Genomic DNA, 17708 nt, shown 5'->3' with positions numbered 1-17708 from the left:
CCCAAAAAACAGAAAACCGCCCTTCGGGGCGGTTTTTTTATACCGGAATTAATCTGCTATTTCGTTTTCCTGACGAACCTGATTTGCCCAGCGCTGGGCCGATTCCGCCTCGCTAAACGTCGGCGATCGCTGGAACGACTCCCCCATTAAGACAAACGCGACATACTTTCCGCGCAAGATCCACACGTCACGAAACGCGTCCATTTTTATCGCATGTTCGGGCGGCGCAGGTTCAACACGCGGAACATAGCTAATAACCGGGCGATTTTGTTGGCGAAGAGGTTTCATCATTAATTGCTTCACTAAGACAAATTCAAAAATCAGAAAAGAACTATCTTAGCCGATTTTACCCCCGCACGTCCTGCCTCTGGCGTGCTCTTTCCCCTGTCTGCCGACGCAGTCATCCGCCTTCTGCCCGGCGGGATCGCGCGAGTGGACTATAGTTAGGGGGTTTTTGACAAAAAACAACGACCCTTTCAGCAATGAAAAATGGAGACGAGTTCAATGTCGCATAACCAGAAAAATCCTCATCCGCATCAATCACCGGTACACGATCCGCGCGAAGCAAAACCTGGCCTGGACTCTCTGGCACCTGACGACGGGTCGTATCGCACTGTTCCTGAGCCGACGCCTCCTGGCTCTCAGCCCACGGCTCCCGGCAGTCTGAAAGCCCCGGATACCAACAATGACAAGCTGAGCGATCTGGAAAACGTCCGCACCGGCAGCGAAAATTATGCCCTCACCACCAATCAGGGGGTACGCATTGCCGACGATCAGAATTCACTGCGTGCCGGACATCGCGGTCCTACGCTGCTTGAAGATTTCATCTTGCGCGAAAAAATCACCCATTTTGACCATGAGCGCATTCCCGAGAGGATCGTCCATGCGCGCGGTTCGGCCGCACACGGATATTTCCAGCCCTACAAAAATCTTGGCGATATCACCAAAGCCGACTTTCTCTGCGACCCGAATAAAATCACCCCGGTCTTCGTGCGTTTTTCCACCGTTCAGGGCGGCGCAGGCTCGGCGGATACGGTGCGTGATATCCGTGGTTTTGCCACCAAGTTTTACACTGAAGAAGGGATTTTTGACCTGGTCGGCAATAACACCCCTGTCTTTTTTATTCAGGACGCGCACAAGTTTCCTGATTTCGTCCACGCAGTGAAACCGGAACCGCACTGGGCAATCCCCCAGGGGCAAAGTGCGCATGACACCTTCTGGGATTATGTTTCGCTACAGCCAGAAACCTTGCATAACGTCATGTGGGCGATGTCCGATCGCGGCATTCCACGCAGTTATCGCACGATGGAAGGGTTTGGCATCCACACGTTTCGCCTGATCAACGCAGCAGGCAAGGCCACCTTCGTTCGTTTTCACTGGAAACCCCTGGCAGGCAAAGCCTCACTGGTATGGGATGAAGCGCAGAAGCTGACCGGCCGTGACCCGGACTTCCATCGTCGGGAACTGTGGGAAGCCATTGAAGCGGGCGATTTCCCGGAATATGAGCTAGGGCTGCAACTTATCCCGGAAGAGGACGAGTTGAAATTCGATTTCGACTTACTGGATCCCATTAAGCTGATCCCCGAAGAGTTGGTTCCGGTGCAGCGCGTCGGTAAAATGGTACTGAACCGCAACCCCGATAATTTCTTCGCCGAAAACGAACAGGTCGCCTTTCATCCCGGCCATATTGTTCCCGGCATAGATTTCACGAACGATCCACTTCTTCAGGGCCGCCTGTTCTCCTATACCGATACGCAAATCAGCCGCCTGGGAGGAGCTAACTTCCACGAAATCCCGATCAACCGTCCGACCTGCCCTTATCACAACTTCCAGCGTGACGGGATGCATCGAATGAGTATCGACACCAATCCGGCAAACTATGAGCCCAATTCCATCAATGATAACTGGCCACGTGAAACGCCGCCGGGGCCGAAACGCGGCGGCTTTGAGTCCTATCAGGAACGCATCGAGGGTGACAAAATCCGTGAGCGTAGCCCTTCATTTGGCGAATACTACGCCCATCCGCGCCTGTTCTGGTCAAGCCAGACGCCCGTCGAGCAGTTGCATATCGTCGATGCCTTTAGCTTTGAGTTGAGTAAAGTCGTTCGTACCTGGATCCGTGAGCGGGTGGTCGACCAACTGGCGCATATCGACATTAACCTCGCGCAGGCGGTTGGGAAGAATCTGGGTATTGCACTAACCGATGAGCAGACGCAAATTGCACCACCGCCGGAGGTGAACGGACTGAAGAAAGATCCTTCGCTCAGCCTGTATGCCGTACCGGACGGCGATATTAAAGGCCGCGTCGTCGGAATTTTGCTCAACGGCAAGGTGAAATCAGCCGACCTGATGTCCATCCTGCAGGCACTTAAGGCGAAGGGCGTACATGCAAAACTGCTCTACTCGCGGATGGGTGACGTTGTCGCCGATGACGGTTCACGACTGACCATCGCCGCCACCTTCGCCGGTGCGCCGTCTCTCACCGTGGATGCGGTGATTGTACCGTGCGGCGATATCGCCGATATCGAGGACAATGGCGATGCACAATATTACCTGCTGGAAGCGTATAAGCATCTCAAACCCATCGCGCTCGCAGGTGAAGCGCGGCGCTTTAAAGCACAGTTGAATATCGACAATCAGGGTGAGGAAGGCGTTGTGGAAGGTAGTGACGCAGATAGCCGTTTTATGGATGAGCTGTTTACGCTGATGGCGGCCCATCGCGTCTGGTCGCGAACGGCTAAAATCCCGGCCGTACCAGCCTGAGGCAAATTGCAGGCAAAAAAAAGCGGCGCACCACGCGCCGCAAACTCAGGAGTCAGACATCAAGAAAACTGCCCAGACGGTAGCCGCGTTCCGCAATCGCATACTTGAGCGATGCCGAGGTCAGTACGTCCAGCTCAGTCAAACGGGGGTAACAATAGGCGCTCTGACGGATGATATCGTCGATAAACGCCGGGTGACACATCACTTCCAGTGAGGATTCTCCACGCCTTGCGGATTCGTCGAGAACATGCAGAAACAGCGCTTCAGTAATTTCTTCCCCATAAAACTCGCTGCTGAATCCCTGTGAACTGCGCAACGTCGCCGGAAGATCCCCTGCCTGAAACACCGGCTGGCGATCGATGCGAAGCGCAATATTGCGCTCTGCGGCAAAACGCGCAACGAGGGGGAAGATCTGCGGGAACATATGCACATGGTGATGGCTATCCAGATGCGTAGGCTCCCGCCCGAACAGGTCAATGAAACGCTGATACTGACAGGCAAGCTCACGGGCGATTTCGTCCAGTGGCAACGTATCTTCCTCTGCCATCTGCCAGATCCACTTTCCCAGACGCCCTTCACGGGTTAATCCCGGCATTTCGGTCAGGGGTTTTCCCAGCGTCAGAACAAAGTGCATACCCACCGCCAGCGTTGGCAGATCGCGACTTAACGTGACCGCATGCTCAATGGCATCACCGTTCACCAGCGCCGTGGTCGAGGTCACCACACCGTGGCGACAGGCCTCCACGATGCCGTAGTTTTGCCCTTTGCTCAGGCCAAAATCGTCCGCGTTTACAATCAATAAGCGTTCCATAGCCAACCTCTTTAGTGTTGTGCGCCTTTCAGCTTCGCAATGCACCCGGCAAAGTTTGGCAACCACTTTTCGTGTGCCAGTATCAGTTCACGCGCCAGACCTTCTGCGTCATGATCCGAATGCACCAGCGGACTCAGGTTCAGCGCCAGCAGCACATCGTTAAACTCACCGCTCAGCGCCGCGTTGCTGGCAGCCACTTCAAAGCCTTTGATGGTATAAATCAATCCCAACACTTTCTCGTCAAAATGGGTGATGCGTGGCGTCGGCGTCGCCCCGTCGCGGCCCAGCGTGCAGGTCATCTCAACCGCCCAGTCAGCCGGAATATTATCAACGTGACCGTGATGCGGAATGTTGACGTAATGCTCGGTCTGCTTGTCATTGAAAATCGCATTAATAACTTCACAGGCAGCGTCAGAGTAGTACGCACCACCACGCTGTTCCAGTTCCTTCGGCTTAACGTTCAGTTCCGGGTTCTTATACAGATCGAACAGCTGTTTCTCGACCTGCTGCACGACCTGTGCCCGCGCACCGCCCTTGTAGTATTCCCCCATCTCGATCGCCAGCATCTCTTTTTGCTTGAAGTAGTACAGCAGATACGAGCATGGCAGCAGATTCAGGGAGCGAATCAGCCCTTCGCTGAACGGCAGATCAAAAATGTTTTTCACCGTAGATGCTTTAAGCTGGCCCGAGGCGACGCCATCCAACAGTTCGGCAAAGCGTGACTGGCCATTAACGATCACATCTTTGATGAACACCATATGGTTGAGGCCGAACAGGTCGATAGACAGGTCGTCACTCTCTTTCAGCGCCAGCACATCGTGGATGAACATCTTCATCCCTACCGGAATGTTGCACACACCAATAAAGCGTTTGAAGCTCGTATGGCGATAGACCGCCTCAGTCACCATGCCAGCCGGGTTAGTAAAGTTAATCACCCATGCATTCGGACACAGCGCTTCCACATCTTTAATGATGTCAAAAATCACCGGGATGGTGCGCAGTCCTTTAAACAGGCCACCAGCACCGTTGGTCTCCTGACCCAGATAACCGTGGCTCAGCGGAATACGCTCATCCAGTTCACGCGCTTTCAATTGCCCTACACGCAGTTGCGTGGTTACGAAATCGGCATCTTTCAGCGCTTCGCGGCGATCCAGCGTCTTAAACACCTTCATCGGTACGCCTGCTTTTTCAATCATGCGCTGGCAAAGTTGGTAAATAATATCCAGTTTTTCTTCGCCGCCTTCGACGTCAACCAGCCACAATTCGGAAACTGGCAATTCGTGGTAGCGCTTAATAAATCCTTCCAGCAATTCCGGGGTGTAACTGCTCCCGCCACCAATGGTGACGACTTTTAATTTCTGGCTCATCGTATCTCCCTTCAGTGCTTAACACTGGCGTGAATGATGCTCTGCCCTCTGTCAGGTATGACGCAAGCGTCCCGCGTCAATAATGGGCAAGCGTAAACCTGGTTATTGAGTAAAATAATTACTGATTATATTGCGTGAGTTTTTTTCTGTAGCTATTAGGCGTAAATGACGTCATTTTTTTAAACGTTTTAATAAACAGGCTTGGACTACTGTATCCCGCTTCATAGGCAATATCCGTTACGGAGTAGTTCGTCATCTCCAGCTGTTTCTTGGCAAAGTTGATGCGAATTTCATTAATCAATTGCATCGGCGTTTTGCTGTAATAACGCTGGGTCGCTCGCGTCAGGTATTCCTGAGATTTTGCGGACAGGGAAACCATATTTTCCAGAGCATTTTCACCAAACTGCGCTTTATTGTGCATGGTTTCCACGGTGGCTTTCAGCCACTGCGGAATATCATCAAGAACCTGTTCTTCACGATAATGACGCAGACGGTTGATAATGTAGAAGGTGACCACTTCGACAAACTCTTCCAGTCCGGTATCACGAAAGTTGAGCGACGCGATAACCGTCTCGACATAGGTTAAAAATGCGCTGTTGGTGCGATAGACCTGCGATGCCACAAAACAGAACGGCATGAGCGGGCTGTAGTGCTGTTCAAAAAAACGTTTACTGATGCCAACGTTGAGAATACGCGTCGCGCCGAACTCGTAGAAGCTTTGATGGTGCGAACCGAGCGGGACAAACACAAAATCACCCCGTTCCAGCAGCACGCGTTTACCGTTGATCTCCTGGTAATAGCGCCCCGTGAGCACCAGCGTAAATTCATAGTAATCGTGCTGATGCAGACCGCAGGCGCTCTCTGTCTTGTTGTAGATAAAGACATGGAAATTTTTACCGTTAAACAACTGCTGTTCACGGGCAATGGTGATTTCCGGTATGGTAGCCTGTAGTTGCATCGTCAACTCCTTACTATTTCAGCTTCTCGTGAAGCTCAATCAACTCTGCCACCAGTTCGCGTGCCAGCATTGACGTCATCAGGTGATCTTGCGCATGAACCAGAACCAGACTGACTTTCATTTTACCTTCGCCCTGATCGCCTTCAATCAGTTTCGTCTGCACCAGATGCGCTTCATTCAGCGCCATGCGCGACTGTTCCATCATCGTTTTCGCCGCGTCGAAGTCGCCCTGCTTCGCCTGCTTTAACGCCGCGTAGGCCAGGCTGCGCGCCTGCCCGGAGTTGATGATAAGCCCCATCACCACTTCTTCGAGCGCTTCGGCTTCGGCCTGCGTATCGGTAATATTATCGAGATCCATCATAAATCATTCCTCTTTGACGACCTGGCATGCGTCGCCACATGCCGGGTTAAACTTAAAATTTCAGTGCATTAGCGATATCTTCTTCGCTCTCTTCCTTGTCGATAGCGTTCTGCGCTTTGTTCGCAACCACGACGAACGGCAGGTAAATCAGCGTCGCTATCCCTAAGTTGAACAAGGCGACCAGCAGAGCAGCAACGCTGCCGTTGGTGTTAAAGAAGGCCCCCAGCCCGGTTGGCATGGTCCACGGCGCGATGTTAGTAATCGGCGGGATGATACCCAGGTAGTAAGCTATCAGCGTAATCGCGGCCAGAATCGGTTGGACCAGAATGAACGGGATGAACATCACCGGGTTCATGATGATCGGCAGACCAAACAGAATCGGTTCGTTAATCTGGAAGAGACCAGAAGGTAACGCCAGCTTCGCCACCTGGCGATAATCCGCACGGCGAGAGGCGATGAAAATCGCGATGATCAGACCCAGCGTTGCGCCGCTGCCGCCGAGGAAAATATAGGAGTCCAGCATCGGCTTGGCCCAGACGTGGAACGTCTTACCGGCAGCCAGCGCGGCATCCACTGAACCATACTGCTGATAAATAGAGATGTTTTCCAGCGCCCACGGCGTCATGATGCCGCTGTCGAGCGCCGTCAGCGCCAGGGAACCGTGGATACCGAAGAACCACAGCAGCGGAACAAAGAGCACGTACGCCCAGCCAACCACACTGCCCAGCGATGCCAGCGGTGTAGAGATGGTGTCCATAATGATCTGGTGGAAGTTGGTTCCCCAGGTCGTCAGCGCCCAGGCAATGATCCCCATCACCGAGAGGATAATAAAGCCCGGAATCAATGCAGAGAATGAACGGGAGACGGATGCCGGTACGCTATCAGGTAATTTGATGACCCAGTTGCGATGAACAATAAAGGTAAACATTTCCGCGACGACCAGACCGATAATAATACCGGAAATGATATTCGCGCCGCCCAGCCAGTTCGCCCCTACCGCATAGGCTTCGCCCACGCTATAAGGCGTTACGGTCATAAAGGCCGCAACCGATAACAGACCGGCCGCCAGGGCGTCGACTTTGCGTTCTTCCGCCAGCGCCATGCCGATAAAGAATGGCGCCATCAGTGACATAATGCCCAGCGTACCGTTATAAACGTTTCCGCCGATGCCTTTCAGACTATTGAGGTTTTCAATGGTTGAAGCATCCAGCCGAACGCCGAGGGAATAAAAAAACGACCCCTCCCCAAAGCTCAGGAAAACGTTATTAATTAATACAAACATGGCCCCCGCGAGGGTTAATGGCATTAAGCGAATAAAGCCGTTTTTGATTGCATTAACGTGAGGCTGCTTTCCTATTTTGACAGCAAAAGGAAGGAGTACCTTTTCAAGTGAAGCAATGACGTTACTCATAGAAAAATACCCTTAAAGACCGCAATTGATTATTGCGGTATATGTAAATGAAATAACTCTTTGACGGGAAAATTTAAAATATTAATTTGCAGCGGCTTTTTTAATTGCTGCAACAGCAGCCTTAAGCACGCCTAAACCATCGACTTTGCCATACAGCAGCGAGTCAATCACTTCTACAGGTTTGTTCGGTAACAAACGCTGAATTTCGGGCAACATATAAGCAATTTGCGGACCTAATAATACCACGTCGGCGTTGGGTCCTTTTTCACCGGCAAGCGTTTCCGGGAATGCATCAATAATAACCGGGACTTCATACTTTTCCGCCTGCGCGCGCATCTTTGACACTAACAAAGAGGTAGACATACCCGCAGAGCAAAACAGATAAATGTGTTTCTTTTCCATTTAGACCTTCCTCATGTGCGATTATCTGTCAACCAGACACGCCGCAAGTCTCAACCTGCATCCATGCTCTGGACAACCTGCGTAACCGAAAAACTTATTTCTGTGTCTGAAATGAGTATACGGCATCGCACCCGCTGATGGTATTTCCTTGACCAACTAAATTGTCTCTCATTGACCTGGCGTTATGACCCCCCTCACACTTCGGGTAAATAATTCGCATCAATAAATAAGATCATCTTCGTTACAAAAAAACCGGCGCAGTGGCCGGTTTGTTGAGTTGTTCAGGCAGTAGACAGTTATGACTACTTCGCTGCCTGCGGGTCGGTGTCGTACTCAGCGCAGCTCTGGTAGCCTGAGTTGACAACATGACCGGTATCATCCAGCGCCACGAAATAGGTTTCCGCTTTACCATCACGTTGACCCAGGATGTAGGTCTGACAAGTACCGCGAGCATGGATCATGCTCACTTCAGACGACGGTTTCCCGGCAATCTGTGCAACCTGCGCGCGACTCATGCCTTTTTTCACATCTTTGACCACAGGCTGGACAAATTGGTCTTTGGTACGATCGTACGCCGTACACCCTGCAAGCATGGTTAATACCGCTGCTGCACTGAAAACTCCTGCAATAGTCCTGTTCATTTTTCGTCCTCTTTTTAATCAGCATGTTATATAAGCCTGGAATAGAATCTGTTATTTTTCAAGCTAACGCTTAGCACGCGAATATTTCGCCAGATTCCGTTCAGGCGGCAGGATGTCGTTTTAAGCGCCACTCAGCCTGTGTTCTCTTGTCGTTTACACAGCAAAGGGTTAGCTTAAACACGGTCTGATTTTATTCTTTTATAGTGGGAGGGGGTAAATGACTCTGCAACAAGAGATCATCAAAGCGCTTGGCGCAAAACCGCACATTAATCCAGAAGAGGAAATTCGCCGCAGCGTGGATTTCCTGAAAGCGTATCTGCAACGCTATCCCTTCCTGAAAAGCCTGGTGCTGGGCATCAGCGGAGGGCAAGACTCGACGCTGGCAGGTAAACTGTGCCAGACCGCCATCAGCGAACTTCGTGCTGAGACCGGTAACGACGCGCTGCAATTTATCGCCGTTCGTCTGCCCTATGGCATTCAGGTTGATGAGCAGGATTGTCAGGACGCCATTGACTTTATCCAGCCGGACCGCGTGTTGACCGTGAATATCAAAGGTGCGGTGCTGGCGAGCGAACAGGCCCTGCGGGAAGCGGGTATTGAACTGAGCGATTTTGTCCGTGGCAATGAAAAAGCCCGTGAGCGCATGAAGGCGCAGTACAGTATCGCGGGCATGACCAGCGGCGTGGTGGTTGGCACCGATCATGCAGCAGAGGCCATCACCGGTTTCTTCACCAAGTACGGCGATGGTGGTACGGATATTAACCCGCTATTTCGCCTCAACAAGCGCCAGGGGAAACAGCTGCTGGCGGCATTAGGTTGTCCGGAGCATCTTTATAAGAAAGCGCCCACCGCCGATCTCGAAGACGATCGCCCTTCTCTGCCGGATGAAGCCGCGCTGGGCGTAACTTATGAAAACATCGATGACTATCTGGAAGGAAAAGCGGTGGATGCCGCCATCGCGAAAATCATTGAAGGCTGGTATTTGAAGACGGAGCATAAGCGTCGTCCGCCGATTACCGTGTTTGATGACTTCTGGAAGTAATAAGGCTGAACCAGCCAGAGGGCGCGTCCCTCTGGCCTGCACAAGGACGTCAGCCACGCGTCGTCATGATCATTGAACGGCGTCCGGGGAGTGCCCCTGCAGCCAGGTTATCTCGCTAAACAACAGTTTTCCCTCCGCTTTCAGCAGCCGGAGCGTATGTTTTCCGTCATGCCAGCAGGCGCCCTGATCGGCAGTCAATAACTTATCGCCCAGTTGCCAGGCACCGCTAATGACAAACACCACGCCGCCGCGCGAGCCAAACGTCGTGAAGGTGCGATCGGCCACCCGAACTTTCGCCTGGCAGGCGTCACGCCGGGTCATGATATTAAAATCCATCGACATCTGCCCTTCCGTGAGTTTCGCTTTCACCACGCGCTCGCCGGCAAAGGTAAACGGCTGATGTTGTTTGAGTGTGTGGCGGAACGCCCCTTGGCTTTCCAGCGTCACTTCACTGCCTTCCAGTAGAGTGATCACCCGCTCAATACCGGGAAAGAGCGAAAACTCACCATTACCGGCGATAGAAGCAATGCTGGCTCGCCAGTGAAAGTCGCGGGTCGCCGGAGGAAAACAGCAAATTTCACGCGTTTCACCGGCACCGTTGCGCCAGAGATTGACCGGCATCTTGCGGATATCAAAGTATTCCATCATCGCTCCTGATAAACATCATGCAGCATAATAAGGCACAACGTCGTTATCGGCAGCCACGATGATTTTCCTTAGGGTCTGAAAAAGAAAAAACCGCCGATCCTGCCCATCGCCTCAGTGGAGGGGATAGACAAGACCGGCGGTCTTCGAATAGGTCTGCTCAGTGATTACTCAGCAGGTACAGGCATTTTACCGTCACGCGCCGGACGTTCTGTCAGACGCTTCTCAAAATTGGCATTAAACTGCTTTTTCTGCTCCGGGGTCAGAATGTTGTAGATCTTATTCTGCGTTTCCATGTGCGCCAGCATGTTGGCTTTACGCTGTTCTTCCATTTTCGCAATCTGTGCTTCTGCCTTCGCTTTATCGAAGGTGTCGCTGGCGATGATGTCGTGCATTGCGCGGCGTTCTTCAACTGGTGGACGCTTCATCTGGTCACGCTTGTCCTTCATGATGTCGCGGATCTGCTGCTTCTGAGCATCGGTCAGATTCAGGTCTTTAAACATCATGTCATGATGTGGACCAAATTTGCCTTTATGCTGCATCATCGGTTTGGCGTCTGCCGGGGCGGCGGTAGTATCCGCTGCATGAGCCAGGTTCGCAGCGCCCAGCGCCAGCCCAGAGGCAACAAACAGTGCAGTTAATTTACGCATAATCTTTATCCTTCCTTTCAGTTATTTTACGGCTTTCTTGTCACCTCCGAAGAAGTACAGTGCCGTGTTGACGAGATTAACTTTAACGACTTAATCGTCAATTAGTCAGAGCATCGGTAAAACAATGAAAGTGTAAAAAACATTTTTTCGCCAATTGTGGAGAAAAAAAGAAATTAAGGTGAAAAGTTGAAAGGAAAAATGACAACAGCATGATTTTTCAGGGAATATGAAGAACCATACCTGATTGCTGATGATAAATAAAGCTGTTCACCAGGAATAATCCGGATTAATTCTCCGACGCACAAAAAAATAAAGCCCACAGGCCCTCGCCTGCGGGAAATACGTTAGTTCATTTTCTCCAGCATCAGACCTGCACGTAATCCCAGCGCCACGCCGGGATTGGGGAATAGAACGTACTCTACGTCATGTGCGACGACAAAACGCTCGGCGCCATCTTCCGCCAGTAGCGTCCCTGCGGTAAACGGCGTGAAGTTGAGCGTCTGGCTGTCCATGTGCAGCACAAACGCGTCACTGCGCCGGGTTATCTGTGACGCAACCTGATAGCGGACCGGCGGGGTGCCGTCGGCCTGGTCAATTTGTCCCGTCAGTAAACAGGTCAGCGCGGCAGACGTCGGGGCAAACTGGCGAAGATCGTTGTGACCGAACGGCAACGCTTTGCCCAACTCCAGCGTGCAGGCGAGCGCGCCGAAGTATTCAGCGCTGAAATGGGTAAAGGTGCCCCCCGGCGTTTGATGGAACACCAGCGCTTCAAGTCCTGCGGCACCCAGCCAGCCAAGAAACGCCTCATCCCAGGGGATGGGGCGTTGGGGCAACACGCCAAAGCGCAAATGGTGAGAGCCACGAATGGCGGTGTGCAGATCCAGATGCCAGCGAATCGACTCCGCGCCCGTCGTAAAGAAATCTTCCAGACACTGCTCAAGTTGACGTGCGCGCTGTGTCTCAACGCTTTCGGCAAACAGTTGCCAGCGCCCGCCAAACATCCGGTTCATATCGCTGTGGCAGTAGCGCTGGCCGTCTGCCAGCGCCTGCGGATTGCCGAGGATCACCAGCAGTCGCCAGTGTAGCGTAATTTCCCCCGCCGACAGCGCCAGCAGCAGGGCATTAAGTATCTCGACTGGCGCGGTTTCGTTGCCGTGAATACCGGCGGAGATCACCAGTGCGCGATCGGTCGCGGTGAACGGCGTAAGTTCGAGGATACCGGCGTCAACCCAGCGCCAGCGAAAGCCCGCCCTTTGCCCCTCCCGGACATCCGGCATCGTACCCGCCAGCGTGGCGGCGAGGAAATCATCCATGTCCGCCTCCCGATTGCTGGAACGGATAGACAGAACCCAACTGCAGCAGTTGTGTCAGCGTATCCAGCGCTTCGCGCCCTTCACGCAACAGTTGCGGATCGGCGAGATCCGCGGCGGTCAGGCGGTCGCGATAGTAGCGATCCACCCAGTCGTTGAGCGCATTAAACAGCACGTCATTCATCATCACGGCCGGATTGACCGCCTGGCGTTCTTCTGCGGTTAGCACCACCCGCAACCGCAGACAGGCTGGCCCACCGCCGTTTGACATACTTTCGCGCAGGTCAAATACCCGCATGTCGCGGATCGGATTATCCGCTTCCAGCAGGTTCGTCAGATAGCGCCATACGCCCGCGTGTTCGCGACACTCCTGTGGCAGAACCAGCATCATCGAACCGTCATCCCGGCTCAACAGCTGGCTGTTAAACAGATACGTCGCGACCGCATCCGGCACCGACACGTCAGCCGTTGGCACCACAATGGGGATAAAACCTGGCACCCGGGCGCGCAGTTGATTCATGACGTCGTGCTGTTTCGCGAAGGACTGCTCATGGCAGAACAACACCTCCCGATTCGAGACCGCAATTACATCGTTGTGAAACACGCCGAGGTCGATGACCTCCGGGTGCTGCTGGGCAAAAATACACTGCTGGGGATTCACCTGATTCAGGCGGGCCACCGCTTCGCTGGCCTCACGAGTCTGACGCGCCGGATAGCGAGAAGGCCGCGTATTGCCGCCCTCTTCGCGCCCGTAGACAAAAAGCTGCGTCCCCGGCTCGCCATATTCTCCGCCGAGGCGATTATGGTTAGCCGCCCCTTCATCGCCGAGCATCGCCACCTGCGGCAGCGCGGAATGCACCGCGAAATAGCGTTCATCACGGAAGATCGCCCGCAGCAGCGTTTCTGTGGTGGGCGCTTCGAGAGAACGGTGGAACTTGTTATTGAGGTTGGCGACCGTCAGATGCACTTTGCCATCCAGCGTATCCGCCGACGGAGCAACCGTCGCCGCGTTTGCCACCCACATCGGCGATGCGGAGCTGACGCTGGAGAGCCAGTGTGGCGCCTGACGCGCCACTTTCTCAATCACCTGCTCATCGCTGCCGCTAAACCCCAACTGGCGCAATGCAGGAATAAACGGCCGTTCATGCGGCGGGATCACCGCCTGCGGGTATCCTGCATCCGCCAGCGCCTTCATTTTAAGCAGCCCCTGCTTCGCCGCCAGACGCGGGTTCGAAACCTGAAAACGATGACGGGTGGACGCCTCGTTGCCGAATGACAGCCCGGCATAATGGTGCGTCAGCCCCACCAGTCCATCGAAGTTGACCTCGCGTGCTTTCATACGGACTCCTCACGCGAGAAGTCGAGGCCCGGACTCAACGTTGCAGGTAGCGTCAACGCCGGAGATTCCAGACTCGCCATCGGCCAGGCGCAATAATCGGCGGCATACCAGGCGCTGGCGCGATGGTTTCCGGAAGCCCCTACCCCACCGAACGGCGCGGTGCTGGCGGCACCGGTTAACGGTTTATTCCAGTTAACGATCCCCGCACGCGCTTCCAGCAGTAGCTGGTCGAACTGCGCGCGGTCAGGCGAGACCAGCCCACAGGACAGCCCAAAGCGAGTGTTGTTGGCCATCGCGATCGCCTCGTCGAAGCGTTCATAGCGCCAGACGCCGAGCAGCGGACCAAAGACCTCCTCATCGGGAAGATTCGCCACGCCCGTCAGTTCAATAATACCCGGCAATAACAGCGAGGTGCCTGCCTGCAGCAGGCGCGGCGCCAGCAGCGTCCGCCCGCCGAGCGACTCAAGTTGTTGCCAGGCCCCAAACACATGACGCGCCGCCTGTTCGGAGATAAGCCCGCCAATAAACGGTTGCGGCTCATCGTCCCAGCGGCCTGGCTGGATGCGCTGGCTGACGTCCACCAGTCGCGCGAGAAACGCATCGCCCTGCGCACCTTTCTTCACCAACAGCCGACGTGCGCAGGTACAGCGCTGACCTGCGGTGACAAACGCGGACTGAATAGTCAGGTGCACCGCCGCATCGATATCCTCCGGATCCTCGATAATCAACGGATTGTTACCGCCCATTTCGAGAGCAAGGATTTTTTCCGGCTGTCCTGCAAGCTGGCGATGTAGCTGATAACCCGTGTTCGCGCTGCCGGTAAACAGCAGCCCGTCGAGGGCGTCCAGCGCGCTCAGCGCCTGTCCCGTTTCCCGCCCACCCTGCAACAGATTCAGCACCCCATGCGGTAAACCGGCCTGTTCCCAGAGTCGGATCACCGCGTCTGCGGTCCACGGCGTCAGTTCGCTGGGCTTAAAGAGTAAGGTGTTGCCCGCCAGCAGCGCGGGCACAATGTGCCCGTTCGGCAGGTGTCCCGGAAAGTTATACGGACCAAACACCGCCAGCACGCCATGCGGACGGTGGCGAAGCGTTGCCGCGCCGTCGGGCAACGCACTCTGCTGCTCGCCAGTACGGGCGTGGTACGCATTAACGGAAATGGCGATTTTGTTAATCATCGCCGTCACTTCCGTCACCGCTTCCCAGCGCGGCTTGCCGGTTTCGCGGGCAATAATGGCGGTCAGTTCGGTTTTATTGCTCTCCAGCAATCCGGCAAATTTTTCGACAATCGCCTGGCGTTCGCTGAAGGGGCGTCGGGCCCAGGCCGGGAAAGCCGCGCGCGCGGCACGCGCCGCCAGCTTCACCTGCGCGGCATCGGCATCGTGACCTTCCCAGAGCACGTCACCCTGTACCGGATCTTTCTTCACCCGATGTTCACCCTGACCGGTCACCCAGTCGCCGTTAATCCATAAAGTCATAGCGTTTTCTCCTCAGCGCAGAGACGGACAAAACGAACCCGATCTCCTGCATGACATTTCAGGGCATCCAGTTGCGCGGCGGTCAGCACCAGACGTTGTGTATTCGGATCGGCGCGTACCAGCATGACGCGGAAGTGACGATAGTTCTCATTCGCCACCAGACAAGCCGGGAAATCACCGGTCGCGGGCTGTCCTTCGCCAACCTCTATCAGCCGACTTTTGCGGATCGCCCGCACCCGGTCAATGTCACACTCCAGCGTTGGACCGCCGTCGAAAATGTCGATGTAATGGCGATAGCGGAATCCTTCTTTCTCCAGTACGGCGCGCGCCGGGGCGGTTTGCGGATGAACTTCGCCAATCACCGCCTGCGCCTCGTCGGAGAGAAAGTGGGTATAAATCGGATGCTTCGGCATCAGTTCAGCAATAAACGCTTTCTGTCCGGTACCGCAGAGAAAATCGGCCCGGGAAAACTCCATCGAGAAAAAGCGTTTCCCCAGGCTTTGCCAGAACGGGGAATAGCCGTGCTCGTCGATCACGCCGCGCATTTCCGCGACCACCTTTTCATTAAAATGGTCGCGAAACGCCGCCATAAACATGAAGCGCGATTTAGACAACAGGTAGCCGTTGCCCTCTTTGCGCCAGTCGGGGTCGAGGAATAACGTGCACAGCTCGCTACTGCCCGTATGATCGTTACTGAGAAACAGCGTCGGCAGCGCGTTATAGACGTTCAGCTCTTTTGAGGCATGCACCTGTGTCCCTACGCGATAGTTGTACCAGGGATCGTTAAGCCCCACGGCGACTTCGATCGCGCAAATCCCCGCTACGGTGCCGCTGTCCAGATCCTCCAGCACAAAGACATAACCCTGTTCACTTTTCGGCAATTCACCCCGCCAGGTTTTCAGGGAACGGTCGATACGCGCCGCCAGCGTGGCTTCATTGGCTGGCAGCGAGGTCAGTCCACCGCCGGTTTTACTGGCCAGCTGCATCAGCGCGCTGATATCAGCGTGCTCGACAGGACGGATCACCATCATGATGAACCTCCGGCGGTAATCTGTTCGCAGGCAAGCGCAAAACGGTCAAGACCGGTAGCCACCTCTTCTTGCGTGACGTTCAGCGCCGGAGCGAAGCGCACCACATTGCCCCCGGCAATCAGCACCATCACGCCCGCTTTCGCGGCTTCCTGAGAAATCTGTTTGGCTTTGCCGGCAAACTTATCGTTCAGTACACAGCCAATCAGCAGGCCCAGCCCGCGAATTTCACTGAACAGCCCGGTGTGCAGATTGATGGCGTTCAGACGCTCCACGAACCAGTCATGGCGCTGTTTCACACCGTTCAGCATCGCGGGCGTATTGACGATATCGAGCAATTTTCCGGCGACGGCGGTTGCCAGTGGGTTACCGCCATAGGTGGTGCCGTGTGTTCCGACAGTCATCACGCTGGCGCATTTTTCACTGGCCAGCAGTGCCCCGATCGGGAAGCCGCCGCCCAGCGCCTTGGCGGTGGTCAGGAGATCTGGCGTAACGCCGTAGTGCATGTAGGCGTACAGCTCACCGGTACGGCCCACGCCGGTCTGCACTTCATCAAAAATCAGCAGCGCATTATGTCGATCGCACAGCTCGCGCAGCCCTTGCAGGAAGGCCTGAGTTGCAGGCAGCACGCCGCCTTCACCCTGCATGGGTTCGACGATGACCGCGCAGGTGGTATCGTCGATCAGCGTGCTGGCAGAGTTAATATCGTTGTAGACGGCGTGACGGATCTCCGGCGGCAGCGGCGCGAAATCCTGCGAATAGGCAGGTTGTCCCCCGGCGCTGACGGTGAACAGCGTACGACCGTGAAAGGCATTCTTAAATGCCACGATGCCGCTTTTATTGCTGCCGTAGTGGTCGTGCGCATATTTGCGCGCCAGCTTCAGCGCCGCCTCGTTGGCCTCAGCACCGGAGTTGCAGAAGAAGATACGATCGGCAAAGGTGGCGTCGATTAACTTTTTCGCCAGTCGCAGCGCCGGCTCGTTGGTATAGCCATTGCCGGTGTGCCAGAATTTACTCGCCTGGTTATTCAGTGCGTCACGCAATTCTGGATGCGCGTGCCCCAGCGCATTCACCGCAATGCCCCCCGCGAAGTCGATATACTCTTTACCCTGCTGATCCCACAAGCGTGAACCTTCGCCACGAACCGGAATAAAAGGCGCCGGTGCATAAACGGGCATCATCCATTCATCAAAATTTTCACGCGTAATTGACTGAGACATAGCGACCTCATCGGTAAATAAAAAGTTATTCATATGTTAATAAATAGTAGTGTTTGCGCTGTAAATGTAGATTGCAGTCTTCATGCCAGCCAGCGAAAAAAATGCATAAATGGCTGCCCTGGACGGAAAATCAATGCGTTACAACCCAGCGTTATTCACTATGCGTGCATAAAAAGTGAATATGTTTGCGTGAAAGAGGAGTAAATAGAGGAAAAACCGCAATATTATGCACAGACCAAATATAATTCTGGAAATGTGATCCTATGCGAAATTTACAGGAAATTG

Annotated in this window: 17 protein-coding genes; 2 read left to right on the top strand and 15 right to left on the bottom strand. The window is 54.3% G+C overall.

Going from position 1 to position 17708, the window contains the following annotated elements; translation table 11 throughout:
• Nucleotides 1-48: 48 nt before the first annotated feature.
• On the bottom strand, nt 49-303 hold the full coding sequence (gene cedA, locus ACERJC_RS05520; RefSeq protein ID WP_178825496.1) for a cell division activator CedA: 255 nt from the start codon (nt 301-303) through the stop codon (nt 49-51).
• 201 nt (nt 304-504) lie between these two features.
• On the opposite strand from cedA, the gene katE reads away from it, so the two are divergent.
• Nucleotides 505-2763 carry a catalase HPII gene (gene katE, locus ACERJC_RS05515; protein ID WP_373671216.1) on the top strand — a complete coding sequence of 753 codons (2259 nt, stop codon included), beginning with the start codon at nt 505-507 and terminating at the stop codon, nt 2761-2763.
• Between the two features lie 52 nt (nt 2764-2815).
• Here katE and chbG read toward each other — a convergent pair whose 3' ends face one another.
• The 7 genes from chbG to osmE all read right to left on the bottom strand — a co-directional run bounded on the left by chbG (nt 2816) and on the right by osmE (nt 8714).
• Nucleotides 2816-3574, bottom strand: a complete 759-nt coding sequence (gene chbG, locus ACERJC_RS05510) for a chitin disaccharide deacetylase (RefSeq protein WP_373671215.1) — start codon at nt 3572-3574, stop codon at nt 2816-2818.
• An 11-nt stretch (nt 3575-3585) separates the two neighbouring features.
• On the bottom strand, nt 3586-4941 hold the full coding sequence (locus tag ACERJC_RS05505; RefSeq protein ID WP_152404918.1) for a 6-phospho-beta-glucosidase: 1356 nt from the start codon (nt 4939-4941) through the stop codon (nt 3586-3588).
• 118 nt (nt 4942-5059) lie between these two features.
• A complete protein-coding gene (chbR, locus tag ACERJC_RS05500) occupies nt 5060-5899 on the bottom strand; it encodes a transcriptional regulator ChbR (protein ID WP_373671214.1) in 840 nt (279 codons plus the stop codon).
• A 13-nt stretch (nt 5900-5912) separates the two neighbouring features.
• A complete protein-coding gene (gene chbA, locus ACERJC_RS05495) occupies nt 5913-6260 on the bottom strand; it encodes a PTS N,N'-diacetylchitobiose transporter subunit IIA (protein ID WP_178825504.1) in 348 nt (115 codons plus the stop codon).
• 52 nt (nt 6261-6312) lie between these two features.
• Nucleotides 6313-7671 carry a PTS N,N'-diacetylchitobiose transporter subunit IIC gene (gene chbC / locus ACERJC_RS05490; protein ID WP_152404920.1) on the bottom strand — a complete coding sequence of 453 codons (1359 nt, stop codon included), beginning with the start codon at nt 7669-7671 and terminating at the stop codon, nt 6313-6315.
• 81 nt (nt 7672-7752) lie between these two features.
• Nucleotides 7753-8073 (bottom strand): PTS N,N'-diacetylchitobiose transporter subunit IIB, encoded by a 321-nt coding sequence (gene chbB, locus ACERJC_RS05485; protein WP_152404921.1) that lies wholly within the window; start codon nt 8071-8073, stop codon nt 7753-7755.
• A 302-nt stretch (nt 8074-8375) separates the two neighbouring features.
• Entirely contained in the window at nt 8376-8714 is a 339-nt protein-coding gene (gene osmE, locus ACERJC_RS05480; RefSeq protein ID WP_178823806.1) for an osmotically-inducible lipoprotein OsmE, read from the bottom strand.
• A gap of 217 nt (nt 8715-8931) precedes the next feature.
• Here osmE and nadE point away from each other — a divergent pair, with 217 nt between their 5' ends.
• A complete protein-coding gene (nadE, locus tag ACERJC_RS05475) occupies nt 8932-9756 on the top strand; it encodes an NAD(+) synthase (protein WP_286633147.1) in 825 nt (274 codons plus the stop codon).
• A gap of 69 nt (nt 9757-9825) precedes the next feature.
• Here the strand turns inward: nadE and ves are convergent, their stop codons facing one another.
• The 7 genes from ves to astC all read right to left on the bottom strand — a co-directional run bounded on the left by ves (nt 9826) and on the right by astC (nt 17423).
• A complete protein-coding gene (ves, locus tag ACERJC_RS05470) occupies nt 9826-10401 on the bottom strand; it encodes an environmental stress-induced protein Ves (protein WP_373671680.1) in 576 nt (191 codons plus the stop codon).
• 167 nt (nt 10402-10568) lie between these two features.
• A complete protein-coding gene (gene spy, locus ACERJC_RS05465; RefSeq protein ID WP_046479696.1) occupies nt 10569-11051 on the bottom strand; it encodes an ATP-independent periplasmic protein-refolding chaperone Spy in 483 nt (160 codons plus the stop codon).
• A 344-nt stretch (nt 11052-11395) separates the two neighbouring features.
• Entirely contained in the window at nt 11396-12364 is a 969-nt protein-coding gene (gene astE / locus ACERJC_RS05460; protein ID WP_373671213.1) for a succinylglutamate desuccinylase, read from the bottom strand.
• The gene (gene astB, locus ACERJC_RS05455; RefSeq protein ID WP_373671212.1) at nt 12357-13700 is read right to left on the bottom strand and encodes an N-succinylarginine dihydrolase; all 1344 of its coding nucleotides are present in this window, start codon (nt 13698-13700) and stop codon (nt 12357-12359) included. Before astB ends, astE begins: the two co-directional genes overlap by 8 nt.
• Nucleotides 13697-15175, bottom strand: a complete 1479-nt coding sequence (astD, locus tag ACERJC_RS05450) for a succinylglutamate-semialdehyde dehydrogenase (RefSeq protein WP_373671211.1) — start codon at nt 15173-15175, stop codon at nt 13697-13699. The genes astB and astD overlap by 4 nt, the downstream gene beginning before the upstream one ends.
• Complete coding sequence (gene astA, locus ACERJC_RS05445) at nt 15172-16206, bottom strand: arginine N-succinyltransferase (protein WP_286633142.1); 1035 nt, start codon at nt 16204-16206, stop codon at nt 15172-15174. Before astA ends, astD begins: the two co-directional genes overlap by 4 nt.
• On the bottom strand, nt 16203-17423 hold the full coding sequence (astC, locus tag ACERJC_RS05440; protein ID WP_286633141.1) for a succinylornithine/acetylornithine transaminase: 1221 nt from the start codon (nt 17421-17423) through the stop codon (nt 16203-16205). Before astC ends, astA begins: the two co-directional genes overlap by 4 nt.
• Between the last annotated feature and the right edge of the window lie 285 nt (nt 17424-17708).

Origin of the sequence: Citrobacter telavivensis, assembly GCF_041807075.1 — a bacterium.
In the GTDB taxonomy this organism is placed as follows: domain Bacteria; phylum Pseudomonadota; class Gammaproteobacteria; order Enterobacterales; family Enterobacteriaceae; genus Citrobacter_A; species Citrobacter_A telavivensis.
Note: the sequence above shows the minus strand (reverse complement) of the source record. Positions and strands in the feature narration are given on the sequence as shown.